Annotated in this window: 21 protein-coding genes; 3 read left to right on the forward strand and 18 right to left on the reverse strand. The window is 69.2% G+C overall.

The window, feature by feature from the left end:
* Window positions 1-85: 85 nt before the first annotated feature.
* The 8 genes from ACLQ2O_RS22335 to metG (ACLQ2O_RS22370) all read right to left on the reverse strand — a co-directional run bounded on the left by ACLQ2O_RS22335 (window position 86) and on the right by metG (ACLQ2O_RS22370) (window position 9,473).
* Entirely contained in the window at window positions 86-1,021 is a 936-nt protein-coding gene (locus tag ACLQ2O_RS22335) for a 4-(cytidine 5'-diphospho)-2-C-methyl-D-erythritol kinase (RefSeq protein WP_425834402.1), read from the reverse strand.
* An 87-nt stretch (window positions 1,022-1,108) separates the two neighbouring features.
* The gene (gene rsmA / locus ACLQ2O_RS22340) at window positions 1,109-1,996 is read right to left on the reverse strand and encodes a 16S rRNA (adenine(1518)-N(6)/adenine(1519)-N(6))-dimethyltransferase RsmA (RefSeq protein WP_425834404.1); all 888 of its coding nucleotides are present in this window, start codon (window positions 1,994-1,996) and stop codon (window positions 1,109-1,111) included.
* 34 nt (window positions 1,997-2,030) lie between these two features.
* Window positions 2,031-3,146 carry a transglycosylase family protein gene (locus ACLQ2O_RS22345; protein ID WP_425834406.1) on the reverse strand — a complete coding sequence of 372 codons (1,116 nt, stop codon included), beginning with the start codon at window positions 3,144-3,146 and terminating at the stop codon, window positions 2,031-2,033.
* A gap of 217 nt (window positions 3,147-3,363) precedes the next feature.
* The gene (locus ACLQ2O_RS22350) at window positions 3,364-3,978 is read right to left on the reverse strand and encodes a nitroreductase family protein (RefSeq protein WP_425834408.1); all 615 of its coding nucleotides are present in this window, start codon (window positions 3,976-3,978) and stop codon (window positions 3,364-3,366) included.
* Window positions 3,978-4,889: a TatD family hydrolase gene (locus ACLQ2O_RS22355; protein ID WP_425834410.1), complete on the reverse strand. Its 912-nt coding sequence runs from the start codon at window positions 4,887-4,889 to the stop codon at window positions 3,978-3,980. The genes ACLQ2O_RS22350 and ACLQ2O_RS22355 overlap by 1 nt, the downstream gene beginning before the upstream one ends.
* Window positions 4,890-4,903: 14 nt before the next feature.
* Complete coding sequence (locus tag ACLQ2O_RS22360; RefSeq protein ID WP_425834412.1) at window positions 4,904-7,147, reverse strand: hypothetical protein; 2,244 nt, start codon at window positions 7,145-7,147, stop codon at window positions 4,904-4,906.
* 89 nt (window positions 7,148-7,236) lie between these two features.
* A complete protein-coding gene (locus tag ACLQ2O_RS22365) occupies window positions 7,237-7,662 on the reverse strand; it encodes an SRPBCC domain-containing protein (protein WP_425834414.1) in 426 nt (141 codons plus the stop codon).
* Window positions 7,663-7,727: 65 nt separating this feature from the next.
* On the reverse strand, window positions 7,728-9,473 hold the full coding sequence (gene metG, locus ACLQ2O_RS22370; RefSeq protein WP_425834416.1) for a methionine--tRNA ligase: 1,746 nt from the start codon (window positions 9,471-9,473) through the stop codon (window positions 7,728-7,730).
* Between the two features lie 354 nt (window positions 9,474-9,827).
* On the opposite strand from metG (ACLQ2O_RS22370), the gene ACLQ2O_RS22375 reads away from it, so the two are divergent.
* A complete protein-coding gene (locus tag ACLQ2O_RS22375) occupies window positions 9,828-11,051 on the forward strand; it encodes a DUF222 domain-containing protein (protein WP_425834418.1) in 1,224 nt (407 codons plus the stop codon).
* Between the two features lie 513 nt (window positions 11,052-11,564).
* On the opposite strand, the gene ACLQ2O_RS22380 is transcribed toward ACLQ2O_RS22375, so the two are convergent.
* Both ACLQ2O_RS22380 and ACLQ2O_RS22385 read right to left on the reverse strand, forming a co-directional pair.
* Window positions 11,565-12,476 carry an NADP-dependent oxidoreductase gene (locus ACLQ2O_RS22380; protein ID WP_425834420.1) on the reverse strand — a complete coding sequence of 304 codons (912 nt, stop codon included), beginning with the start codon at window positions 12,474-12,476 and terminating at the stop codon, window positions 11,565-11,567.
* Between the two features lie 109 nt (window positions 12,477-12,585).
* The gene (locus ACLQ2O_RS22385) at window positions 12,586-13,533 is read right to left on the reverse strand and encodes an SDR family NAD(P)-dependent oxidoreductase (protein ID WP_425834422.1); all 948 of its coding nucleotides are present in this window, start codon (window positions 13,531-13,533) and stop codon (window positions 12,586-12,588) included.
* Between the two features lie 101 nt (window positions 13,534-13,634).
* On the opposite strand from ACLQ2O_RS22385, the gene ACLQ2O_RS22390 reads away from it, so the two are divergent.
* Window positions 13,635-14,306, forward strand: coding sequence for a TetR/AcrR family transcriptional regulator (locus ACLQ2O_RS22390; protein ID WP_425834424.1), 672 nt, complete (start codon window positions 13,635-13,637; stop codon window positions 14,304-14,306).
* Between the two features lie 33 nt (window positions 14,307-14,339).
* Here the strand turns inward: ACLQ2O_RS22390 and metG (ACLQ2O_RS22395) are convergent, their stop codons facing one another.
* The 4 genes from metG (ACLQ2O_RS22395) to ACLQ2O_RS22410 are packed head-to-tail and all read right to left on the reverse strand — an operon-like array spanning window position 14,340 to window position 17,438.
* On the reverse strand, window positions 14,340-15,911 hold the full coding sequence (metG, locus tag ACLQ2O_RS22395; protein WP_425834426.1) for a methionine--tRNA ligase: 1,572 nt from the start codon (window positions 15,909-15,911) through the stop codon (window positions 14,340-14,342).
* Window positions 15,912-15,943: 32 nt separating this feature from the next.
* Window positions 15,944-16,786 (reverse strand): 16S rRNA (cytidine(1402)-2'-O)-methyltransferase, encoded by an 843-nt coding sequence (gene rsmI / locus ACLQ2O_RS22400; protein ID WP_425834428.1) that lies wholly within the window; start codon window positions 16,784-16,786, stop codon window positions 15,944-15,946.
* The gene (locus tag ACLQ2O_RS22405) at window positions 16,783-17,202 is read right to left on the reverse strand and encodes a type II toxin-antitoxin system VapC family toxin (protein WP_425834430.1); all 420 of its coding nucleotides are present in this window, start codon (window positions 17,200-17,202) and stop codon (window positions 16,783-16,785) included. Before ACLQ2O_RS22405 ends, rsmI begins: the two co-directional genes overlap by 4 nt.
* Window positions 17,199-17,438 (reverse strand): hypothetical protein, encoded by a 240-nt coding sequence (locus ACLQ2O_RS22410; RefSeq protein ID WP_425834432.1) that lies wholly within the window; start codon window positions 17,436-17,438, stop codon window positions 17,199-17,201. The genes ACLQ2O_RS22405 and ACLQ2O_RS22410 overlap by 4 nt, the downstream gene beginning before the upstream one ends.
* A gap of 96 nt (window positions 17,439-17,534) precedes the next feature.
* Between ACLQ2O_RS22410 and ACLQ2O_RS22415 the strand changes: the two genes are divergently transcribed.
* Window positions 17,535-19,223 (forward strand): dolichyl-phosphate-mannose--protein mannosyltransferase, encoded by a 1,689-nt coding sequence (locus ACLQ2O_RS22415; protein ID WP_425834434.1) that lies wholly within the window; start codon window positions 17,535-17,537, stop codon window positions 19,221-19,223.
* Between the two features lie 2 nt (window positions 19,224-19,225).
* Here the strand turns inward: ACLQ2O_RS22415 and ACLQ2O_RS22420 are convergent, their stop codons facing one another.
* From ACLQ2O_RS22420 to ACLQ2O_RS22435, 4 genes are all read right to left on the reverse strand, one after another.
* A complete protein-coding gene (locus ACLQ2O_RS22420; protein ID WP_425834436.1) occupies window positions 19,226-19,888 on the reverse strand; it encodes a DUF1707 SHOCT-like domain-containing protein in 663 nt (220 codons plus the stop codon).
* Window positions 19,889-20,228: 340 nt separating this feature from the next.
* Window positions 20,229-21,578, reverse strand: a complete 1,350-nt coding sequence (locus tag ACLQ2O_RS22425) for an MFS transporter (protein WP_425834438.1) — start codon at window positions 21,576-21,578, stop codon at window positions 20,229-20,231.
* Window positions 21,575-22,396 (reverse strand): Rossmann-like domain-containing protein, encoded by an 822-nt coding sequence (locus ACLQ2O_RS22430; protein ID WP_425834440.1) that lies wholly within the window; start codon window positions 22,394-22,396, stop codon window positions 21,575-21,577. The genes ACLQ2O_RS22425 and ACLQ2O_RS22430 overlap by 4 nt, the downstream gene beginning before the upstream one ends.
* 117 nt (window positions 22,397-22,513) lie before the next feature.
* The gene (locus ACLQ2O_RS22435) at window positions 22,514-23,269 is read right to left on the reverse strand and encodes a phytanoyl-CoA dioxygenase family protein (protein WP_425834442.1); all 756 of its coding nucleotides are present in this window, start codon (window positions 23,267-23,269) and stop codon (window positions 22,514-22,516) included.
* Window position 23,270 lies beyond the last annotated feature (1 nt).

Genomic DNA, 23,270 nt, shown 5'->3' on the forward strand with positions numbered 1-23,270 from the left:
GGCTCCAGCAATGTCTTCTCTTCTTCAACAGCACCTCATGCTGCGGCAACCTCACAGCCGGCCTCAGCCACTACTCTGTTCTTCTCTACCGGTTGACTGTTGCCGGGAGGATTCTTGCGCCGGGGACCGGGCCTTCGGCCTGGCGGACCATTCGGCAGAGGCCGGATTCGGCTAGTTCTACTGCCAGGTCCACGGCTCGGCGGCTGTCGGCGGCGAGGAAGAGGCACGTGGGGCCGGAGCCGGAGATCATCGCGGCCAGGGCGCCCTGGTCGAGGCCGAACTGGAGGGTGGCGGCGAGTTCGGGGCGTAGGGAGAGGGCGGCCTGCTGGAGATCGTTGCTTACGGCAACTGCCAGGGCGGCGGGGCGGCCGGAGAGCAAGGCCGAGAGGAGCTCAGGGCGGACCTCGGGCGGCTCGACTCGGCGGAGGGGGCGTAGGCGGTCGAGCTCGGCGTACACCTCGGGAGTGGACAGCCCGCCGTCCGCGATGGCGAAGACCCAGTGGAACGTCCCTCGGGACATCACCTCCGTGACCTGTTCGCCCCGGCCCTGGCCCAGGGCGGTGTGGCCGACCAGGCAGAACGGGACGTCGCTCCCCAGTTCGGCCGCGAGGTGCTGCAGTTCGGACTGGGTGGCCTGGAGGCCCCACAACCGGTTGCACGCGACCAGCGTCGCCGCGGCGTCGGTCGACCCGCCGGCCATCCCCCCGGCCACCGGGATCGTCTTCCGGATGCTCAGGTCGACCCCGCCGTCCACCCCGTACTCCGCCTGCAGCAGCCGCGCCGCGCGCACCGCGAGGTTCGAGTCGTCGATCGGTACGTCGACGGCGAAGTCGCCGACCACCTCGACGGTGATGTCGGCGTCGTCGCGCAGGGTCGCGGTCACGTCGTCGTACAGCGCGACGGCCTGGTAGACCGTCGCGAGCGGGTGGAACCCGTCCGGGCGCGGCGGACCGACCGAGAGACCGAGGTTGATCTTCGCGGGCGACCGCACCGTGACCTGGGCTGTTGGTGGCACGGCCACACCCTAGGACATGTGTTGCCCGCGTGCAGTCGCAAACAACACGTCGGCACGACACGGTCAGCGGTAGGTTTCGCCACCGCGGAACTGCTAAGGCGTGCGCTGCCGCTTCGCGTCGGCCAGTGCGGCGAACTCGGTGATGCCCAGCATCTCCCCGCGCAGCCCCGAGTCGACGCCCGCGGCGCCGAAGACCTCGTCCAGCAGCGCGCGGTCCGGGATCCAGCGGGCCAGCGCCGAGCGGATCGTCTTGCGGCGCTGGGAGAAGGCCGCCTCGATCACCGCGAAGACCTCTTGGCGGGTGGCGGTCGTTGCCGGTGGCTCCCGTCGGGTGAAGGCAACCAGCCCGGAGTCGACGTTCGGAGCCGGCCAGAACACGTTGCGCCCGATCGGACCGGCACGCCGTACGTCGGCGTACCAGGCGGCCTTCGCGGACGGTACGCCGTACGTGCGCGAGCCCGGCGGCGCGGCCAGGCGGTCCGCGACCTCGGACTGCACCATCACCAGCCCGTGCCGCAGCGACGGCGCGATGGCGAGCAGGTGCAGCAGCACCGGTACGGCGACGTTGTACGGCAGGTTCGCCACACACGCCGTCGGCGTTCCAAGAACATCGGACTGAACCTGCATCGCATCCGCCTCGACCACCGAGAGCAACGAGGCCTGCCCCGGCGCATAGGTCGCGATCGTCGACGGCAGGGCGGCGGCGAGCAGCGGGTCGATCTCGACCGCGATCACGCCGTGCCCGGCGGCCAGCAGCGCCAGGGTCAGCGATCCCAGCCCCGGCCCGACCTCGAGCACCGTCTCGCCGGCTTCGTCCAGGCCGGCGGCGCGCACGATCCGGCGCACGGTGTTCGGGTCGATGACGAAGTTCTGGCCACGCTGCTTGGTCGGGCGGATCCCGAGCGACGCGGCCAGCGAACGCACGTCCGCCGGACCGAGAAGCCTCGGTCCGGCGGAGGTGGACGAATCAGCGCTGGTCACACCGGTCAGTGTGTCAGGCCCTTGCTCGAGAACGTCACGCGCGCTTGCCGCAGACCGGCCAGTCGCCGTACCCGCCGCGCGCGGCGCGGACCTTCTCGGCGATCGCGATCTGCTGCGCCTTGCTGGCCTGGTACGCCTCGGGGGCGTACTTGTCGCCGCCGTAGGCGCCCCAGGTCTGCCGGCTGAACTGGAGGCCGCCGGAGTACCCGTTCCCGGTGTTGGTCTTCCAGTTGCCGCCGGACTCGCACTCGGCGATCCGGTCCCAGGCGCCGGTGTTACCGGTGGCCGGCTCCTCCTCGGACGTCTCCTCGTCGGCCTTCGGCTTGGTGCCGACGGTGACGAGCTCCTCGACCGGCTCGGAGACGGTCTTGGTGGTCAGCGTCTTGGTGGTGACCAGCTTGCCGTCGACGTAGGTGAGCAGGTAGTCGACCGTCTTGCTGCCGGCCTTGCCGGGCTTGATCGTCTTCTTCTCGCCCTCGGTCAGCTCGGCCGACTTGGTCTCCTTCTTGGTGAAGGCGACCGCCTCGGTCTTGCTGACCTTCTTGACGTCGATCTTGACGACGGTGATCCGGTTGACGCCCGGCTTCAGCGCGGTCGCGACGGCCGGGGTGATCCGGTCGTCCTTGTCGAAGCCGACCTTGGCACCGGTCAGCGCTTCACCGACCGTCATCGCCATCGACTTGACCGACACGACCTTGCCCTGCCGGACGAACTGCACGGTCTTGGGGGTCCGGACCTCCAGCGCCAGCCCTTCGCGCCCGATCGGGGCGCTGCGGCTGGTGGACAGGAACGCGCCGTCGTAGCGCAGTCCCAGGTCGGTCAGCGCCTCGTTCACGCTGTCGGCCGTGGTCCAGAAGTTCTTCTTGGAGCCGTCTTGGTTGACGGTCAGCTGGCGGCCGTACTGCACCGCGATCTCCTGACCGTCCTGCAGCTTGGCGTCCAGCGCGGGCGCGACGAGGTCACGCTCACCGACCTGGATGTCCTTGGCCTGCAGGGCATCGGCGACGGTCGAACCGAAGGTGTGCACCTTCTGCACCTGACCGTCGATCGACAGGCTCACCGTTTTGCTCTTGCTCGCATAGGCCACGCTGCCGCCCACGACGGCGATCGCAGCCGTCGCACCGACGACCGCAATGATGGACTTACGCACTCATGCTCCCAGGTAGGGCTACCCGGGCACGGGGTCCGACAGCACTGGCGAGGTCCGTGTACGCCGGGCCGATGGGCCCGGAGACCAGGGTCTCCGCCGAGGGGCGTGCTGTCCGGAACCTTCCCCGATCCCGGCCAACATCACGAGACAGTAACGAAGAAGTCCCGAGAGCGCCAATCCTCTCCCCCCGCGTACCGAAATGGGTGTAACGGGCCGACTACCCGGCGTGTCGACCCCACTGGCCACGATGGACCACCTCAGCCGTGCTCCGACGCCCCCGACGCAGCGAGGGCGACCGCCGATCCGGTGCCGGGTAACCGATCGAGATCACCCCGACGAACAGCTGATCCTCCGGTACGCCGAACTCGGCCTTCACCGCCGGCAGCAGAGCGCCCGGTACGCCGAAAAAACACGCTCCCAGCCCCTCGTCGACCACCGTCTGCAGCATCAGCAGCGACGCCATCCCGGTGTCCACGAACCAGTACGGCGCCGCCCAGCGCGACTCGTCGCGGTCGGCCCGGCCCTTGTCGGCCTCGGCGTACCGATCGAGGTACGCGGCCTTGTCGGCGAAGGCCAGGACCAGCAGCGGAGCGCGGCGCAGCCCTGTGACCCATCGCACATACTTCTCGTCGACATCGGCGGCCGTGATCGCCCAGTACCGGTCGCGATCGGCACCTTCCAGCACCAGAAACGCCCACCCCTGGCTGAACCCCGCCGACGGCCCACGCAGCCCGTTCTCCAGGATCCGTTCCCGCACCTCGGGCGGCACCGGCCGAGCAGGGTCGTAGTCGCGCACCATCCGGCGCCGCCGGACGACCTCGGAGAACTCCACTACCAGCGGCCACCGAACGCGCGGAACGCGTTGTCGGTCAGTGCGCCGCACAGCTCGGCCACCGAGATGTTCAGCACGCCGGCCATCTTCCGGACGGTGTGCGGGATCAGGTACGACGCGTTCGGCTGTCCCCGGTACGGCGAGGGCGTCAGGTACGGCGCGTCGGTCTCGACCAGCACCCGGTCCAAAGGCGTCACCGCGAGCGCGTCCCGTAACGACTGCGCGTTCTTGAACGTCACCACGCCGGCGAAGCTCAGGAACGCCCCGCGCTCGACGCACTTGCGCGCGAACTCGGTGTCGCCGGAGAAGCAGTGCATCACCAACCGGTCCGGAACGCCTTCCCTGTCGAGGATTGCGAGGATGTCGTCGTGCGCGTCCCGGTCGTGGATCATCAGCGTCTTGCCGAGCCGCTTGGCCAGCTCGATGTGCGCGGCGAACGACTCGTGCTGCGCCGCGCGCCCGTCCTCACCGGTCCGGAAGTAGTCCAGCCCGGTCTCGCCGATCACGCGGACCTTGGCCGAGCTCGACGCCAGCCGCTCGATCTCGGCCAGCGCGCTGTCCAGCTCGCCGGCCTGCTTCAGCTTCGGCGCTTCGTTCGGGTGCAGGGCGACGCCCGCGATCAGGTTCGGGTGTTTCTCCGCGGCCTCGACGGCCCACGCGGCGCCCGGCAGATCGCAGCCCACCTGGACGATCCGGGTCACGCCGACCGACGCGGCCAGCTTGATCGCCTCCGCCGCCGACAACCAGTTCCCGTTCTCTCCGTCGGCGATGTCCAGGTGGCAGTGCGCGTCCACCACGGCCATCGGCAACTGGTCCGGCAACGCCGGACGACTGCGGTCCCGCGACCGCCCGTCCTCCCCGATCGCCGCACGTTCCCTGGTCGGCCGCTCGACCTCCACACCCTCAGACATGCACCCCAGCCTACTTACCGCAGCCGATAAATCCGTACGTCGGAGTTGGCGTAGGCCCGTTCGGCCAGGCGGTCCAGGGCCGGGGAGACCGGGCCGGCGCGCAGGTCGGCGATGATCCAGTCGACGCCGATCTGCTGGTGCAGCTGGGTGAGCAGGGCCGGCGTCGGCCGGCGTACGGCGTCCAGGCTCTGCTGGAGGCGGTCCGGCCAGGGCGACGGCTGGGTCAGGAAGCTGGTCCGGTTCTGGGTCGCCTCGAGGTTCTTCGGGGCGTAGGCCCAGCCGCCCAGGTACTGCTGGACGCCGCTCAGGCCGGAGGTCCAGAACGCGTCGTCGTCGCAGTAGGTGTGGAAGCGCGGCGGCATGCAGAAGACGTTGCTGACGGCCACATCACCGGGCTCGGCGTTCTCCGCGAGCCAGAGCATCGCCTGCTGCTCGTTCTCGGTCAGGTAGGTGCGGTCGTTCTGGTCGGCGAGCACCGGACGGTCGGAGGTCCAGCGAACCACGTTGCTGGAGAAGACCGCGACCTGGTTCGGCAGACCGGCTGCGAGGACCAGTGCGATCACCTGCAGGAGCACCAGCGACCTGGACCGCCGTCTGGTCAGGAAGACTACGAGCAGGCCGACCACGGCGAGCACCTGGAACGGTACGACCAGCGCGACGATCGTCCGGCCGACCGTCGTCGGCGCCTCCGTGATGGGGAACCACAGCAGGCGAATCAACAGAGCCGTCAGGAAGCCGGCAACCGCAGCGACCAGCACCGGACGCCAGCGGGTCGTTTCGTCCACCAGCGTGGACGCCACAGCGACCGTGCCGACCACACCGAGCGCGGTGACGGTCCGGACGAAGTGGTACTCCGAGTAGCCCGTGTGGGAGAACACCAGTGTGATGCCGGTCCCAGCCGCGACACAGCCCGCCAGCCACCAGTACGCCGAATCGCGGCGCGACGGGCTGGTCGTCGTACCGAGCAGGGCGAGCAGGCGGGCTGCGTTGATGAGCAGGTAGTAGGCCAAGAGGGTTCCCGCGAACAGGAGGAGCCGTGGCTCGCCAGTAGCGATCGACGGGAGTACCCAGCCGCCTGTCGCCGGGAATGACTCGTCACCGGAGACCGCGGCGTAGTAGGGCTGGGACCGCAGCGCAGCGAGGAGCTGCACCCGGCTGCCACCGGTGCTGCCGGTCAGGGTGTAGGTGGCGGCCAGGAAGAACCCACTGGCCAGCACACCCAGTACGACGATCCTCCACGGCAGCCTGCGCTCCCTGACCCAGCTGTAGACGCCGACGACCACAGAGCCGACCAGCAGGATCGGCAGCAGGGTCGGCTTCGTACCGGTCGCCAGGCCGATCATCAGGATCATCGCCGGCCAGGTGCCGCGCGTGGTCTGCTTGCGCAGGATCTGTACGACCGGCCCGACCATGCCCAGCATCACCAGGGCAGCGAGCGCACCGGTAGGCCCCTGGACCACCTGAGCGGGTGAGGCCTCGACGATCGGCCGGGCGGCGAGCTGGAGCGTCGCCGGGAACACACCGGTCAGCAGGCCGGCCACAGCGCCCACCCAGGTCTTGCCGCTGAGCGCCTCGCCCGCGGCCCAGCCCGCCAGGACCAGACTGATCACGAAGGTGATCTGCCACTGGTGCATGAGCAGGTGCGACGGTTCGACGTTCGCCATCATCGACTGACCGGCGATCGAGGCATTGGCGAACCAGTGGTAGATCAGCGGCTCGCCCAGCACCGACGGGTCGGGCGGAGTGATGTCGTGCTTGAGCATCTGAACCAGACCGAGCTGGTACCAGACGTCCTGGTGCCGGTCGAAGGCCACAGGCGGCAGCGGCCAGGCCCTGAGCAGGCCGACGACAGTCCGCAGTACGGCGAACAGCAGCAGCACCGCCATCACCGGCTGCCACCACCCCGGCCCCGGCTGCCAGGTCACGCGTCGCCGCAGCGCAGGGATCGCGAAGAAGACGGCGTAGAACCCGAGCGCAGGCACCCACTGCAGGTTGGGCACTCCCAGCCCGGTGCAGGCGACCCAGATGACCAGCTGCCAGCTGATGCCGAGCACCGCACCGAACCCGAGGTCCTGCGGCACGGACCGCCCACCGGCCAGCGCCCGCCAGATCAGTACGCCGGGCACGAGCACGGTCAGCAGCCAGGTGATGAGGTACCTGATGGTCTCCGTGACCGGGTCCCCGACGCCTGCCATCGTCACGACCGTGACGACCGGCAGGGCGAACCACAGGGCGGGCCGAAGCACACGCAGGGACATCAGAGGTTCTGCTTCTCCCACCTGACAACAAGTCCCCGCAGCTTAGCCAACGGCGGCCCGTCCGCCGCTACGGCGCGACCGGAGGGAGATCAGCCTGACTCGGCAACCTTCTTCACGCCCTGGACGAGCATCTCCCACATGCCGCGCGAGTGCTCGGCCTCCTCCTCGGACGCGTTGTTGTCCTGGCTGAGCGACAACGACGTCGGGCTGTCACCGCTCAGCTCGTACGTGAGCGTGTGGTAGTTCTCCGGTACGTCGGGCTGCCCGCCGAGCGGGCTGTAGTGCGTCACCTTCAGCAGCCGGCGCGGCTCGACCTCCAGCACCTCACCCTTGTCCTGGTAGGCCTTGCCCTCGTACTCGCCGGCCCAGATGATCGGGCTCCCGACCTTCCAGTCGGTGTCCAGATCGGCGCCGAACATGAACTCCTTGGTCGCCACCGGGTCCAGCAGCACCTCCCAGACCCGCTCGGCCGACGCCTCGATCTCCACCCGTGCAGTGGCCACGTATCCGGCCATCAGTCTCAACTCCTCTGTTTCCCCGACCGTAGGCCGGTACCCATGCCGGGTCTTGGAGAAAAGCGTCACTCCAGCCGGGCCAGCTCCTCGTCGACCACGGACGGCGCCAGCTTCGCGAAGACCGGGCGCGGCGGCGGCACCGCGGTCCCCGGTACGACGGCCTGCGGCGCCCACGGCGTCGTACGGGAGTAGTCGCCAGTGATCACCGGGTACGCCGGGCCGCCGTCCAGGTCGGCGACCTCACGGATCTCCGGGCGGTCGGTGATCGCGCCGGTCCCGCCGAGCGTCTCGTGCACCTGCTGGGCGGCGTGCGGCAGGAACGGCGCGAGCAGCCGGTTGGTGTCGCTGACCACTTGCGCGGCGACGTGCAGGATCGTGCCCTTCCGCTCCGGGTCGGACTCCTTCCAGGGCGCCTGCTGGGACAGGTACTGATTCGCGTCCGCGGCGACCCGCATCGCGGCGCCGATGCCCTGGCGCAGCCGCTGGTGCTCCAGGTGATCGCCGACCACGCCGTACGCCGCCCGGCTGCGCGCGAGCAGCTCGTGATCGGCGGTGGTCAGCTCACCGGCCGCGGGGATCGCGCCGAAGTTCTTGGCGATCATCGACGCGGTCCGGTTCACCAGGTTGCCCCAGGTGCCGACCAGTTCGTCGTTGTTACGGCGAACGAACTCGGCCCAGGTGAAGTCGGTGTCCTGCGTCTCAGGCCCGGCCGCCGCGATGAAGTAGCGCAGCGCGTCGGCGCCGTACCGCTCCAGGACGTCGCGGACGTAGATCACCACTGACCGGGACGAAGAGAACTTGCGGCCCTCCATGGTGAGGAACTCGGAGCTGACCACCTCGGTCGGGAGGTTCAGTACGCCGTACGGGCCGGGGGCGCTGTTGCTGGCGAGCAGCTCGGCGGGCCAGATCTGGGCGTGGAAGGTGATGTTGTCCTTGCCCATGAAGTAGTACGAGCGGGCGTCCGGGTCGCACCACCAGGCCCGCCAGGCGTCGTCGTCGCCGGAGCGGCGGGCCCATTCGATGCTCGCCGAGAGGTAGCCGATGACGGCGTCGAACCAGACGTACAGGCGCTTGTTCTCCCAGCCGGGCAGCGGGACCGGGATGCCCCAGTCGATGTCGCGCGTCATCGCGCGCGGGCGGACGTCGTCGAGCAGGTTCGTGGCGAACTTGAGCACGTTCGGGCGCCAGTGCGAGCGGGTCTGCAGCCAGGAGCCGAGCTGGTCGGCCAGCGCCGGGAGGTCGAGGAAGAAGTGCTCGGTCTCGACGAACTCCGGGGTCTCGCCGTTGATCCGGCTGTGCGGGTTGCGCAGGTCGATCGCGTCGAGCTGGTTGCCGCAGTTGTCGCACTGGTCGCCGCGGGCGCCGTCGTACGCGCAGATCGGGCAGGTGCCCTCGATGTAGCGGTCCGGGAGGGTGCGGCCGGTGGACGGCGAGATCGCGCCCATCGCCGTCCGGGGGACGAGAAATCCGTTGCGGTGAACGGTTCTGAACAGTTCCTGGGCGACGGCGTAGTGGTTGCGGGTGGTGGTCCGGGTGAACAGGTCGTACGACAGGCCGAGGCCCTGCAGGTCCTCGACGATCACCCGGTTGTACCGGTCGGCGAGATCGCGCGGGCTGACCCCTTCGCGCTCGGCCTGCACCAGGATCGGCGTTCCGTGCTCGTCGGTCCCCGACACCATCAGCACGTCGTGACCCATCATCCGCTGGTACCGGCCGAACACGTCCGAAGGGACACCGAAACCGGAGACGTGCCCGATGTGCCGGGGCCCGTTCGCATAGGGCCACGCCACCGCGGCCAGGATGTGGGTCATGGCCCGACTGTAGATCCGGCCCACCGGCAGTGGCGACGGGGTTTGTCACCGGAGCGTGTACGAGGTCAGCAGCTCCGGCGATGTCGAGGTGGTCCTCGCGCCGGCTACCGGCCCGGGGATGATGCGGGCGGAGGCGGACGAGAGCCACCCGGAGTGGCGGACTTCCCGACCCTGGCCCGTGGTTGGACGACGTGCCGACGCCGTCGCGGTTCGTCCCGGGCTAGTGGTCGCGGGCTGACGAGTCACAGGACAGGATGCCCTGGTTTGCCGGGTCCTGCGATGTGACTTGTTCTCCTTGTGGATAAGGGGTTCCGGGGCCGGGAACTGTCGGTGGCGTGGTGCATCATGGTTGTCATGGAACAGGGCGAGGTGCGACCGAGCTGGTCGATGAGCGGCAGCGACATGCTGTGCGCCATGGACGAGTTCCAGGCCGGCATCAACCGTATCCAGACTCAGCGCCTGGAGATGCTGGCCGCCTTGGAGGCCAACGGGTATGCCGCCGAGATCGGTGCCCGCGACACCGTCGAGCTGATCGCTGTGCGGCACCGCCTCGACCCTGCCGCGGTACGGCGTGACCTGAAGCTGGCGACGGCGCTGTCGAAGTACCCCGACGTCCAAGCAGCCCTCGCTCCCACCGACCCGGCCTCCTCGGAGATCGCCGCGCTGCATCCGGCACAGGCCGAAGTGATCGTCTCGACCCTGGAAGGGGTCCCGTCGAGTGCGATGGTCCCCGTCGAGACGCTGCGTGTCGCTGAGCAGCAGTTGGTGAAGGCCGCCGCAGTCCTGCCGCCGGGTGATCTGCGCAAGCTCGGCAAGAAAGTCCGCGACACCCTGGACACCGACGGGCCCGAGCCCGCCGAAGACCGGGCCCTGGCCGCGGAAACCCTGGCCCTGATGCCCGACGATCACGGCGTCACGTTCAAGGGCTACCTCGCCGGCGCCCACGCAGAGTTGTTACAGACGCTGATCTTCGCCGGCGCGAAACCACATCTGACTTCTGACGGCGCGCGTGATCCGCGTACTAGTGGGAAGCGCCGGGCAGATGCGCTGACCGCAGTTCTGCAAGCGGCTGCCGCGACCGGCGCTGCGGCACCTGCGCACGGCGATATCAAGCCGCACGTCACGGTGACCATCGACCTCGCGGACCTGCAATCCGGCACCGGAACCGGAACTCTCGCCTCCGGCGCGACGCTGTCCGCGAGCGCTGTGCGGCTGCTGGCCTGCGACGCGGGCGTCATCCCGCTCGTTCTCGGGTCGAATTCTGAGCCGTTGGATGTTGGTAGCGAGCACCGGTTCGTGACCCGCCCGATCCGGCAGGCGCTGATTGCCCGCGACCGGGGTTGTGTGGTGTGTGCGGCGCCGGTCGGGATGTGCGAGGCCCACCACATCATCCACTGGGTCAACGGCGGACCCACCGAGATCACCAACCTGGCGTTGCTGTGCAAGGCCCACCACCACGGCGTCCACAACGGCCACCGGACGCTTACCGTCCAGGACGGCCGCCCTCAGGTCAGCACACCGGCCTGGGCCACCCCGACACCGAGATCCTCCAAGGACCCGCCCACCGCCGCCGCCTGACCACCACACCCACACCGACGAGCATCGTCGCGGCCCCAGGACGCCGGCTCTGCAGCCGTGCCCACGGCGAAGCACCAAGTTGCTCGCCGTACCGTCGAGGGCCTGGCAATCGAGTGGTCAGGCCTCGCAGGCGATGCCCGAGCCTCACCCCGATTGACGATGCGCCTGGACGGCCAGGCTGGACCAAGCCTGCTCGGACCCAACCGGGCATGCTCGCGCGAACGCTGCGGCCCGCCGCGCACGCTCGCCCGGTATCGATCTCTCCCGCCATCCAAACCACCACGGGAGAGATCAAAGCTACGGCCAGGCCAAAGCGGACCGAGCACCACGGTCCTCACCCTCACCCACTCCCAGGTGCCCGAGAAGTCAGCGACCGGTCGAGTCGCTCGGTCCTGACCAGCCCGGCCCAGCCCAGCCCTGACGGACCCGGTCCGCCTCAACTCTGACCAGCCCGGCCCTGACCAGCCCAGGCCTCACCAACCCACGCCCCGGCTGGCCGGGCCAGCTTGCCGATCAGGGAACGAGGACGAGCTTGCCTTTGGCGTGGCCGGATTCCGAGATCTCCTGCGCCTTGGCGGCATCGGCGTCGGTCAACGGGAAAGTCTCGGCGATCCGCAGCTTCAGCTTGCCGTCGGCCGCGAGCTGGAGTTGGTCGGCGAGCCAGCCCTTGACGATCTCCGGCGCGGTTCCACCGGGCGACACCTCGATCCCGAGTTCACCAGCACTCATGTCGGCGATGGTGACGATCCGCTCCGGGCCACCGCGCAGCTCGATCGACTCCTTCAGCCCGCCCTGGCCGGCAGCATCGAACACCGCGTCGATCACCGGCGCCACCGCGCGGACCCGGTCGACCAGGCCGTCGCCGTACGCGACCGGCGTGGCACCGAGCGAGCGCAGGTATTCATGGTTCGCCTCGGACGCCGTACCGACAACTGTCACGCCCGCCACGACCGCCAGCTGCACCGCGACAGCACCAACGGCGCCGGCCGCACCGTGGAGCAGCAGCGTCTCTCCCGACTTCACCTTCAGCAGGTCGAGCACCCGCTGCGCCGTCTCACCAGCAACCGGTACGGCGACAGCCTGCTCCCACGACACCCCAGCCGGCTTCCGTACGGCGTTCCCGAGCAGCGCGTGCTCGGCGTACCCACCGCTGACCGTCCACCCAACGACCTCGTCACCGACCGCGAACTCGGCACCCTCGCCGACCTCGTCCACGATCCCCACGACCTCGACCCCCGGAACCGCCGGGAACGTGGTCGGCATCATCGCCTCGAACCACCCACGCCGCACCTTGTAGTCCATCGGGTTCACCCCGGCCGCCTTGACCGCGATCCGCACCTGCCCCGCTCCGGCCTGCGGCGCGTCGATCTCCCGCACCCCCAAAACCTCAGGACCACCGAACTCTTCGAACACGACCGCCCGCATACATCCTCCATGAGTTGATACATCAACTGACTCCGTTGACATTCCAACGCCCCCCGCCACTGAATATTCCACCTCCGCTCGTTACGGCTCCATCACCGCTGGGCCGGCGTCAGGCGTGACCTCCATGATCCGGAGGAAACGAGCTCTGCTCAGCCTGAACGACGGGAAACTTCACCCCGGTGAGGTCTTCGGAGACGGCCCACAGTCGCTGCTGGACGGCGAGCTCGTACGACTCCGGACTGGAGGTGACCAACCGGGGGTGGCCTTTGGCTTCGTTGCGGCCGCCAGGACCGTAGTACTGGCCGCCGAGCACTGCGGGATCGGTGGCGGCGCGCAGGGTCGGCAGCGCGCCCATTGCCGGCGTCTGGGCGAGCAGCGGCGCGAGCCGGCTGAGCGGAAGCCGGAGGGCCGCGGGGGAGTTGCGGGAGAGTTCGGTACTGGAAATGCCGGGGTGCGCGGCCACCGCGATCGTGGTGCCGTGCGTCGCGAGCCGACGCTGCAGCTCGTACGTGAACATCAGGTTCGCCAGCTTGGACTGACCGTAGGCGGCGGCCCGGCCGTACGACCGCTCCCCTTGCAGGTCGTCGAAATGGATCGCGGCCCGGATGCGGTGGCCGACGCTGCTGACCGTCACTACGCGCGAGCCGAGCACCGGCAGCATCAGGTCCAGCAGCAGCCCGGTGAGCGCGAAGTGGCCGAGGTGGTTGGTGCCGAACTGCATCTCGAAGCCGTCGTGGGTGCTCTGCTTCGGGGTGTACATCACCCCGGCGTTGTTGATCAGCAGGTCGATCCGGTCGAGCCGGGATCGCAGCGCCGCCGCCGCGGTCCGGACGGAGTCGAGCGAGGTCAGGTCCAGCGCCTGCACGGTCACGTCGCCGGTCATCCGGGCCGCGGCCTGCTCGCCCTTCTCAACGTTGCGGACGGCCAGCACCACGGAGGCCCCACGTTCGGCGAGCGCCTTGGCGGTCTCGTACCCGAGCCCGGTGTTGGCCCCGGTCACCACAGCCACCCGCCCGCGCTGGTCCCGAATGTTCGCCGTCGTCCACTTCTCACTCATATCAGGCTCCCAACAGCTAACGTACCGAAGGTATCTTGCACTAGGACCTTAAAGTTCTTGCGGTACTTTGTCAACGTACCGCAGGTACCTAAGCTAGGCTGGTGATCGTGACTTTCCAGCGGGCGCGCACCGAAGAACAGCGGGAGATTCGCCGACGGGCGATCCTCGACATGGCATCGGCGATGCTCGAGGAGATGCCGGTGGCCGCAGTCACCCTGAACGAGCTCAGCCGCCGGGTAGGCCTGGCGAAGCCGAACGTGCTGCGCTACTTCGAGTCCCGCGAGGCGGTCCTGCTGGAACTACTGGACCACTTCCTGCAGGAGTGGCTGACGGAACTGGCAGGCGAGTTGGCCGCCGGCGTCGACCAGAATCTCCCTATGACCGAGCGAGCGGCAGCGGTGGCCGAAATCCTCGGCCGCTCACTGTCCGGCCGAGTGGTGCTGTGCGACCTCTTCGGCGCACAGGGCAGCGTCCTGGAACACAACGTCTCCGCCGAGGTCGTAGCACGCTACAAGCGCACCTCCCTGGACCGCCTGACAACCATGGCCGCCCTGATCCAGAAGTACCTGCCGGAGCTGGGCGAGAGCGCAACACTGTTCAGCCTGCACACCGTGGTCATGGCCGGCGCGCTGTCGGCGTACAGCACACCCCCTCCCAGCCTGCAGGCGGCCTACCAGTCCGAGCCCGACCTGGCCCGCTTCCACCTGGAGTTGAAGGACTCCTTGAAACTGGCCCTGACCGCAAACCTCCTGGGCGTGCTACCCCGCCGCTGACCTGCGGTGCACTGGACAGCGATCCCAGGAGATCTAAGAGTCGGGCTCGGTCAGCCGCGGGAAGAGCGCGTCGCCCTTGACCAGCGTGGAGCCGGCCGGGAGCTGGCCCCACGTACCGGCGTCCTGCACGCGCTGGTCGCCCAGGGCCCCGAGCTTGGCCTCGGCACCGAGCAGGGTCCACAGCTTCGCGGCGGTCTTCGGCATCGTCGGGTGGTGCAGTACGGCGACAGCCCGCAAAACCTCGGCGGACGTGTAGAGAATGGTCGCCAGCCGCTCCCGCTGGGACTCGTCCTTGGCGACCTTCCACGGCTCCTGCTCCGACACGTAGCCGTTGACCGCGCCGACCAGGTCGTTGATCGCGGCCAGCGCGTCCTGGAACGCGAGCGTGTCGATCGCGTTATCCGCGGTCGCGACCGTCTCGGCCAGCTTGTCGGCCAGCACCTGCTCGGCCGGACCGTGGTCGGTCGGCTCGGGCAGGACGCCGTCGAAGTACTTGCCGACCATCGCCGCGATCCGGGACGCCAGGTTGCCCAGGCCGTTGGCCAGTTCCGAGGTGTAGACCGCGTTCAGGTGCTCCCAGGAGAACGAGCCGTCCGAGCCGAACTGGATCGTGCGCAGGAAGTAGTACCGGAAGGCGTCGGAGCCGAAGTGGTCGGTGATCTCCTTCGGCGCGATCGCGGTCAGCTTCGACTTGCTCATCTTCTCGCCGCCGACCAGCAGCCAGCCGTGCGCGAAGACCTGTTTCGGAACCGGGATCCCGGCGGCGATCAGCATCGCCGGCCAGATCACCGCGTGGAACCGGAGGATGTCCTTGCCGACCAGGTGCACGTCGGCCGGCCACAGCTCCGCGAACCGCTCCGGGTCCGCGCCGTACCCGGCGGCGGTCGCGTAGTTGAGCAGCGCGTCGACCCAGACGTACAGGACGTGCTTCTCGTCCCACGGGACCGGGATGCCCCAGTCGAACGTCGACCGGGTGATCGACAGGTCCTGCAGGCCCTGCTTGACGAACGAGACGACCTCGTTGCGGGCACTCGCGGGCGCGACGAAGTCGGGCTGCGACTCGTACAGCGCCAGCAGCCGGTCGGCGTACGCCGAGAGCCGGAAGAAGTAGTTGGTCTCCGAGACCGTCTCCAGCTCGGTGCCGTGAATCATGCACCGCTGGGTGCCGTCCTCGTCGGTCCTGATGTCGGCCGGGAGCTTGAACTCCTCGCAACCCACGCAGTACAGGCCCTCGTACTCGCCCTTGTAGACGTCGCCCTGGTCGTACAGCGCCTGGACGAACTCGCGGACCCGCTCGGTGTGCCGCGGCTCGGTGGTCCGGATGAAGTCGTCGTAGTCGATGTCGACGTCGACCCAGGCCGGCTTCCAGGCCTCCTCGACCAGCTTGTCGGTCCACTCCTGGGGCGACATGCCCTGGGCCTGGGCGCTGCGCAGCACCTTCTCGCCGTGCTCGTCGGTACCGGTCAGGTACCACTTGCGCTCGCCGCGCTGGGCGTGCCAGCGGGTCAGGACGTCACCGGCGACCGTCGTGTACGCGCTGCCGATGTGCGGTGCAGCGGTCACGTAGTAGATCGGCGTTGTGACGTAGTAGGGCTTCTCCGACATGTCTCAAGCGTAGTGCGCCGGGCCAGCGTGTTTTACCGGGGCTGGCGGGCAGCCAGTACGGCGTCGTACACGGTCCGCTTCGGTACGCCGTACCGCTTGGCGACGTCGGAGATCGCCTGCTTGCGCGGCGTACCGGCCTCTTCGTCGACGGCCACCTCCGCGGCCAGCTCCTCCGGCCCCAGCTTGCGCGCCGACGGGTCGACCCCGGCGACCACCACGGTGATCTCCCCGCGCACGCCGTCCGCCGCCCAGGCCGCCAGCTCACCGACGGGCCCGCGCTTCACCTCTTCGTACGTCTTCGTCAGCTCCCGGCACACCGCCGTACGCCGGTCGGCCCCGAACGCCTCGGCCATCGCCACCAACGACACGGCCAGCCGGTGCGGCGCCTCGAAGAACACCATCGTCCGCCGCTCGTCCGCCAGCTCCTGGAGAACCTTGCCCCGCTCCCCCGCCTTCCGCGGCAGGAACCCCTCGAAGCTGAACCGGTCCACCGGCAACCCACTCAACGCCAACGCCGTCAACACGGCCGACGGCCCCGGCACCGCGGTGACGTCCACCCCAGCCTCGATCGCCGCCGCCACCAGCCGGTACCCCGGATCCGACACGCTCGGCATCCCCGCGTCGGTCACCACGACCACGGTCTGTCCTTCGACCAGCGCCGCCACCAGCTCAGGCGTCCGCTCCCGCTCGTTCCCCTCGAAAAAACTCGTCACCCGCCCACCGACGACGATCCCCAACTCACTGGTCAACCGCCGCAACCGCCGCGTGTCCTCCGCGGCGACAATGTCCGCCGTCGACAGCACCCGAGCCAGCCGAGGCGTCGCGTCCCCCAGATCCCCGATCGGAGTCCCCGCCAAGATCAGTCGCCCAGTCATGGGAGAAGGGTGAACGCGTTGACGTGGCTGGGCCTGACCACAGTGAAGTGCCGGCGGTCGAGCGTCGCGATCTCATCCACTCCCAGCTGCTCGGCCAGAGTGATCACAGCAGCGTCCACCATCCCGAGCGGCAGGTCGGCATACTGACCGATCAGGTCGGCGATGCGTTCCAGTCCGTCGAGCGTCGACGGAACGACGGTGAAATCGCCCGCCACCAACGAGCGCACAAACGCCCCTTCCGGTTTCGCGCCGCCCTGGCGCGCCAGTAGATAGCACACCTCGGTCACCACGAAAGGCGTGATGACGAGCCGTTCCCTGTTCATCCGCAGGGACGCGAACAGCTCGACGCATTGGTGGTGGTTCTTGTCCGACGTGATCGCCGCGGCGACCAACGGGCCGGTATCGACAACGATCACTGCCGGCCGCGGCCCATCTCCGCGCGGAGGATCTCGTCAGCGCGCTCGGAGATATCGGTAGCACTGCCCTCGATCGACCCGAACCAGGCCGGCGGCCAGGTGCCCGAACCCCGCGGCTGCTCGGTGCGTGCCTCGGCCTGCAACTTGAGCAGCCGAAGCTCTGGCAACAGCTCCGCCGCGGCCCCGTCCGAGAGCGAGTCGATCAGGGCGTGCAGCTCTTCGCGTGGCGTGCTCATGTGTCGAGTCTAGAAGGTCTCACCGGCGCCGTGGGGATATCCACAGGCCGGCTCCCCCGGCGGTGTGGGGAGACGGTTGACCGAGGGCTCCGTACGATGGCGGGCGTGACTGCCGTGATCGATGACCAGGGTGCGGGTGCCGTACCGGCGCGGGAGACGCTCGGACGGGACGCGTTCGGGCGTGAGCTGCCGCCGGTGAAGCAGCGGCTGTACCCGCCGATGCCGCGGGACTTCGAGGGTGGCTGGATCGCGACGCTGGCGATCACGGCGTTCGCGGCGATCCTGCGGTTCTGGAACCTGGGCAACCCGGTGAAGTTCGTCTTCGACGAGACCTACTACGCCAAGGACGCGTACTCGCTGCTCAAGTTCGGGTACGCCCGGCAGTTCATCGACAAGCCCGAGGGGATCGCCGACAAGCAGATCCTGGCCGGCAACCTGGACGTCTTCAAGGACACCCCGAGCCTGACCGTGCACCCCGAGGTCGGCAAGTGGATGATCGCCGCCGGTGAGCACCTGTTCGGGATGAACACGTTCGGCTGGCGGTTCATGCCGGCCCTGTTCGGCACGCTGACCGTGCTGCTGGTGATCCGGACCGTACGGCGGATGACGCGCTCGACGCTGGTCGGCGCGATCGCCGGCCTGCTGCTCGCCGTCGACGGCCTGCACTTCGTGATGTCGCGGGTCGCGCTGCTCGACATCTTCCTGGCGTTCTGGCTGATCGCGGCGATCTCCTGCCTGGTCGCCGACCGCGACTGGACCCGCCGCCGGCACGCCGAGTCCCTCGACGACGGCACCGGTCCCGCCAAAGTACGAGCGTCTGGCCGACGTGCCGTCGGCCGGCTGCTGCTGCTCCGCCCGTGGCGGATCGCGGCCGGCGTCTGCTTCGGACTCGCGCTCGGCACCAAGTGGTCGGCGGTCTGGGTGATCGCCGGCTTCGGCATCCTCGTCTTCGCCTGGGACCTCGGCGCGCGGCGCGCGATCGGCGTACGGCACGCGTTCTGGCGGTCCGCGCTGGTCGACGGCATCCCGGCGTTCCTCAGCATCGTGCTGGTCGCGGTCGTCACCTACACCGCGACCTGGACCGGCTGGCTGCTGCACGACAACGCCTACGACCACGACTACGCCTCGAAGAACCCGGCGACCGGCGTGATGAAGGTCGTGCCCGACGACTTCCGCTCACTGATCCACTACCACCAGGAAGTACTCGCCTTCCACACCGGCGACTACATCAAGAACGCCACCCACCCGTACTCGTCGCACCCGGCCGGCTGGCCGATCATCGCCCGTCCGATCGGCTTCGACGCGGTCAACGACATCAAGCCCGGCACCGAGGGCTGCGAGGCCAAGGAAGGCACGAACTGCCTGTCGGTGATCTCCGCCGTCGGTACGCCGCTGCTGTGGTGGGGCGGCGCCCTGGCTCTGCTCGCGGCCGTGGTCCTGTGGGTCGCCCAGCGGGACTGGCGCTTCGGTGTCCCGATCGTCGGCTACGTGACCTGCTGGGTGCCCTGGTTCTTCTTCGACACCAGACCGATCTTCTTCTTCTACGCCGTGACGATGATCCCGTTCACGGTGATGGCGGTCGCCCTGGTCCTCGGCAAGATCCTCGGCCCGGCCAAGACCGCCTTCCAGGCCTCGACGCCCCGGCGCCTGATCGGCAGCGCGGTCGTCGGCGCCTTCGTCGTCCTGGTCGTGCTCAACTTCGCCTACATCTGGCCGATCCTGACCGACCAGGTCCTGCCCCACCCCGACTGGCTCAACCGCATGTGGTTCAAGTCCTGGATCTGAGCCTAGTCCTCGAGCTGGTCCTTGCGCTTGCTCTTCTTCGGCTTGAAGACCTTCGCGCCGACCCCGCCGAACAAGGCCAGACCCTTCAGTACGACGACCGGCGCGGTCGGGTCGATCTCGCCCTGCCCGCCGGACACCCCGTAGCCGCCCATGATGCCGATCCCCTGGTTCCGGATCTCGACGCCCGGCGGCACGACGATGTCGATCCCGCCGAAGATCGCGAACGCGTAGACCGTCACCTCACGGCCCTCGAACACCGCGTTGGTCATGTCCAGATCGGTCCCCCCGAACAGCGCCAGCGCGTTGGTCCGCCGCTTCACCCGCCAGCGGCCCTTGCGCTCACTGCCGCCGAAGATCGCGACCACGAACTCGAAGCTGTCCTGCCCGTTGGCCGGTTCCTCGATCGGCACCCGCCCGGTCGCCGGCGCCGGAACCGCCGTGGCCGGCCGGAACGGCTGCCCCGGGATCGCGAGGTCGACGGTGATCGGCTCGAGCTCCCCCAGCGTCCGCGCGTTCAGCGTCTGCTCCAGCCGCTCGGAGTGCTCCTCCTGCGACAGCCGCCCACTCATCAGCGCGTCCCGCAGCACCTCGACGACCTGGTCACGATCGGTGTCGGACGCGCGCAGGTGCGCGTGCGGGTTCTGGCGCTCGGGCAGGTTCTCCATAACCCGACGATATCCCTCACTCCGTCCACCGCGGAACGCGATTCCCCCCGATCCAGGGTCCGCACCGAAGACCCCAGGGTCCCCCTCCGGGTTCCCCCCGACCGCTCGCTCACATCCGGTCCCCACCACCCCACTTTGTGCACCCACCAGCCGCCCCGACGCCGGCTTTCCGGCTGACCCGTGCACAAAGTCGAACCGTGGTCGGCGGCCCGCGCCACCTTGTGCACCCACCAGCCGCACCACCGCGGAATTTCTGGCTGACCGGTGCTCAAAGTCGGTGGTGCGAGGGGAGGTGGGGTGGAGCCGGGGCGGGGGGCCGCGGGGACCAAGGGGCAGCGGCTCAGACGTCGGTGGCGCGGACTCGGAGGGCGAAGACCAGCGCGAGCAGAGTGATCACGGCGAAGGCTGCGGCCGTGCCGGGGTAGCCGGCGAGGCCCAGGCCCAAGCCTCCGATGGCGGCGCCGAGGAAGACGCCGAGGGACATGCCGGCGGCGTTGACGCTGAGGGCGGAGCCGCGGAGGTCGCCGCTGCGGCGTACGAGGAGGGTGGTGACGCAGGCTGCGACCGTCGCGTGGCTTGCGCCCATCAGGGCGGTGAGGACGAGCGTGGTCGGCAGTGTCGGGGAGAAGTAGAACGCGGTGACGCTGACAAGGGCGACGACGACCCCGGCGACCAGCAGCCTGTCGGGGCTGAGCCAGGTGCGGTCGAGTGCGAGGAAGCGGCCGGCGAAGAGGTTGCCGAGGAAGAACGACGCCCCGGACAGCGACCAGACCAGCGCGAACCAGCCGGGCTCGAGCGAGAACTTCTCGTCGTAGAAGGCCGCGAGGTACGCCAGGTACCCCATGAACGCGGCGGTCCGCAGCATCGCGACGGCCAGCAGCGGGACAGCACCAGGGATCCGTGCGAGCGCCCGGTACGTCGCCAGGTAGCTCGTCCTCGCCGCGCCGTCGGCCCGCAGAGGCGCCTTGCGCCCCCAGCCCCGCCAGAAGAACGCGGCGGACAGCACGAGCGAGATCACCGCGGCGGCGATCAGGTTGCCGCGCCAGCCCCACACGATGCCCGGTACGGCGAGCACCGGCGCCGCGAGCATCGCCATCATCGACGTGGTCGCCGAGACGAGCGTCGCCGCGCGTCCAGCGGCAGCCGGCGACGTGAACCGGTCCGCCGCGGCAGCGCCGATCGACGGCCCGAGGATCGAGGTCGACGCCCCGATCAGCAGGCAGAACGCGGCCAGCGCGAACACGTTGCCCACGGCACCGAGCAGCGCGGACAGCCCGAGCAGCGCCAACCCACCCGCGGCGACCAGCTCACGCGCCAGCCGGTCGATCAGCGGCGCCAGCGCGAAGCCGACCACCAGCGCGGCCAGACCACCGAGCCCCCGCAGCCCGCCGATCTCCGCCACGCTGCCGCCCGCGGTGTCCGCGATCGGTACCAGGTACATCCCGAACACCGTGAACGGGATCAGGCTCACCGTCGAGGCCAGCAGAAACGGCCACAACCGCCGCGCCATCTGGAGATCTCCCGGCACCGCCTCGGCGGGACCCTGCGGACTCGCACCACTCACCAACCCCCGCTCCGCCTCTTGCGCCGAGCGCGGGTCCCGCTCGCCACCATCGGTTGGTGAGTGGTGCACGTCCGGCGAGTCGAGGGTGGATGAGGGCGCAGCTGGGTTGCGGCTGTCGGTGCTCACGTGCGGGACGCTCCGTCCTGGAGGTGGTAGCGGTACAAGCTCGTCGGGCGGGAGCTGAACTGGGAAAAGGGAAACGGCTCCGCGGAGACCGCGGTGACCCCGGAACCGAGGAAGGCGCGCACCACCGCACTTCCGGTCTGAGCATAGACGGCCAGCGGCTTGCGTTGCTCACGGCAACGGTCGAGCAGGACGTCGAAACTCCCGTTGCTCAAGGTCATTCCGGTCGCGACGACCGCGTCGGCGGCGTCCACAACCTCCGTCATGTCGCGGGAAACCGGCAGTCCGGAGGCGGTCTCGCGCAGGTTGAAGTCACACGGCAAACAGAGACCGCCTCGTGATGTGATCGCGTCGACCAGCGGGTTCACGACCCCGATCAGCGCGACCTTCGAACCACGCGCGACATCGAGCAACCCGGCGACGGCCGCGTCGCGAGAACGGGCGCGCACCTCCGGCGTACCGGCCGGCAGGACGATCTCTTCAGCACCAAGAGCTGCGTGATGCGGCTCGACCGACGCCAGGTAGGCATCCAACGCAGCGATCCGCACCGGCAGCGGCGCATCGGTCAGCAACTCTTCCAGCGAACGCCCGGAGGTGTCCGCGCAGCACGACGGATCGAGCTCGCCCTCCTCGAAGGCGCACGCCCCGAAGACCTCACCGACGCGCAGCAGCACGTAGTAGTTCTTGTACGTGACGTCCGCCCCCGGCAGCCGCGTCGTGTTGTGCAACCAGAACGCGCTGATCACCGGCACCGTCGACGGCGCGGGCCCGCGCTCTCCGGCGAGAACCGCGGAAATCAGGGTGGTGACGGAGAAGGTCATGGGGCCTCCCGGCCTGGACTGAGGAGTGGAGGGAGCGAAGCGACCGGAGCGACGAGGGAAGGCCGGGAACCAAGGCCCCATGACCCGCCGAGCCGGAGGCGAGGCCAAAAGCACAGATCACGGGAGATCAGTGAGCCTTTCGGGGTCGTACGTCAGGGCGGACAACTCGGGACGACCAGCAGGCTGGAAGCAGAACAGCAGCGACCGGCGGTCGCTCGCCGTCCGGTTCGGTGCCGACCGGTGGACCATCAGGCTGGGGAACATCAGCACCGACCCGGCCGGCGCCTCGACCGTCACTGTCGCCGAGGACACAGCGCGTGGGTCCACCAGCAACCCGGTCGGATCAAGAGGATCCCGCGGCGCCGGCCCGTCCAGCTGACTGCCCGGGACCAGCGTCATCGCGCCGTTGGCGACGGTGTTGTCGTCGAGCATCACGATCGCCGTCGCGATCTCGTACGCCGGATCACCCGCGCACCCGTACCAGTACGGAAAGTCCTGGTGCCACGCGAACTCCGACCCGACCCCGGCCCGCTTGAAGTTGAGCTTGGCCACGAACGGCCCGACCGACGATGCTCCCAGCAACGAGCCCATCGGCCGCGTCAACCGCGGATCGGTCCACAGCGCGTCGATCGCGGCAGACATCCCGGACACCGGCGACAACGAGCGCACCGCCTTGCCCGGCGCGTCCGGCTCCCAGTGGATCGTCGTGCCGTCGATCTCCTCCAGCCGGTGCCCGTCGGGCCAGACCGTCACAGCCGTCCGTCCCGCCTCGGCCGCGGCGACGACGGCAGCGTGTACCTGCTCGACCGCGTCCCGCAGGCGGCCGACCTCCGTTGCCGTGAACAACTGCGGCAGCAGCACATACCCCGACATA

Source organism: Kribbella sp. DT2, from assembly GCF_049844575.1.
Classification (GTDB): domain Bacteria; phylum Actinomycetota; class Actinomycetes; order Propionibacteriales; family Kribbellaceae; genus Kribbella.

Bases quoted from the DNA above. Each gene is read 5' to 3' on its own strand.
- metG (WP_425834416.1), bottom strand. From the start codon at position 9,473: ATGACCCACATCCTGGCCGCGGTGGCGTGGCCCTATGCGAACGGGCCC.
- rsmI (WP_425834428.1), bottom strand. From the start codon at position 16,786: ATGACTGGGCGACTGATCTTGGCGGGGACTCCGATCGGGGATCTGGGG.
- ACLQ2O_RS22415 (WP_425834434.1), top strand. From the start codon at position 17,535: ATGGCGGGCGTGACTGCCGTGATCGATGACCAGGGTGCGGGTGCCGTA.
- ACLQ2O_RS22355 (WP_425834410.1), bottom strand. From the start codon at position 4,889: ATGTCTGAGGGTGTGGAGGTCGAGCGGCCGACCAGGGAACGTGCGGCG.
- ACLQ2O_RS22380 (WP_425834420.1), bottom strand. From the start codon at position 12,476: ATGCGGGCGGTCGTGTTCGAAGAGTTCGGTGGTCCTGAGGTTTTGGGG.
- ACLQ2O_RS22375 (WP_425834418.1), top strand. From the start codon at position 9,828: ATGGAACAGGGCGAGGTGCGACCGAGCTGGTCGATGAGCGGCAGCGAC.
- ACLQ2O_RS22385 (WP_425834422.1), bottom strand. From the start codon at position 13,533: ATGAGTGAGAAGTGGACGACGGCGAACATTCGGGACCAGCGCGGGCGG.
- ACLQ2O_RS22430 (WP_425834440.1), bottom strand. From the start codon at position 22,396: ATGACCTTCTCCGTCACCACCCTGATTTCCGCGGTTCTCGCCGGAGAG.
- ACLQ2O_RS22435 (WP_425834442.1), bottom strand. From the start codon at position 23,269: ATGTCGGGGTATGTGCTGCTGCCGCAGTTGTTCACGGCAACGGAGGTC.
- metG (WP_425834426.1), bottom strand. From the start codon at position 15,911: ATGTCGGAGAAGCCCTACTACGTCACAACGCCGATCTACTACGTGACC.
- ACLQ2O_RS22420 (WP_425834436.1), bottom strand. From the start codon at position 19,888: ATGGAGAACCTGCCCGAGCGCCAGAACCCGCACGCGCACCTGCGCGCG.
- ACLQ2O_RS22410 (WP_425834432.1), bottom strand. From the start codon at position 17,438: ATGAGCACGCCACGCGAAGAGCTGCACGCCCTGATCGACTCGCTCTCG.
- ACLQ2O_RS22360 (WP_425834412.1), bottom strand. From the start codon at position 7,147: ATGTCCCTGCGTGTGCTTCGGCCCGCCCTGTGGTTCGCCCTGCCGGTC.
- ACLQ2O_RS22365 (WP_425834414.1), bottom strand. From the start codon at position 7,662: ATGGCCGGATACGTGGCCACTGCACGGGTGGAGATCGAGGCGTCGGCC.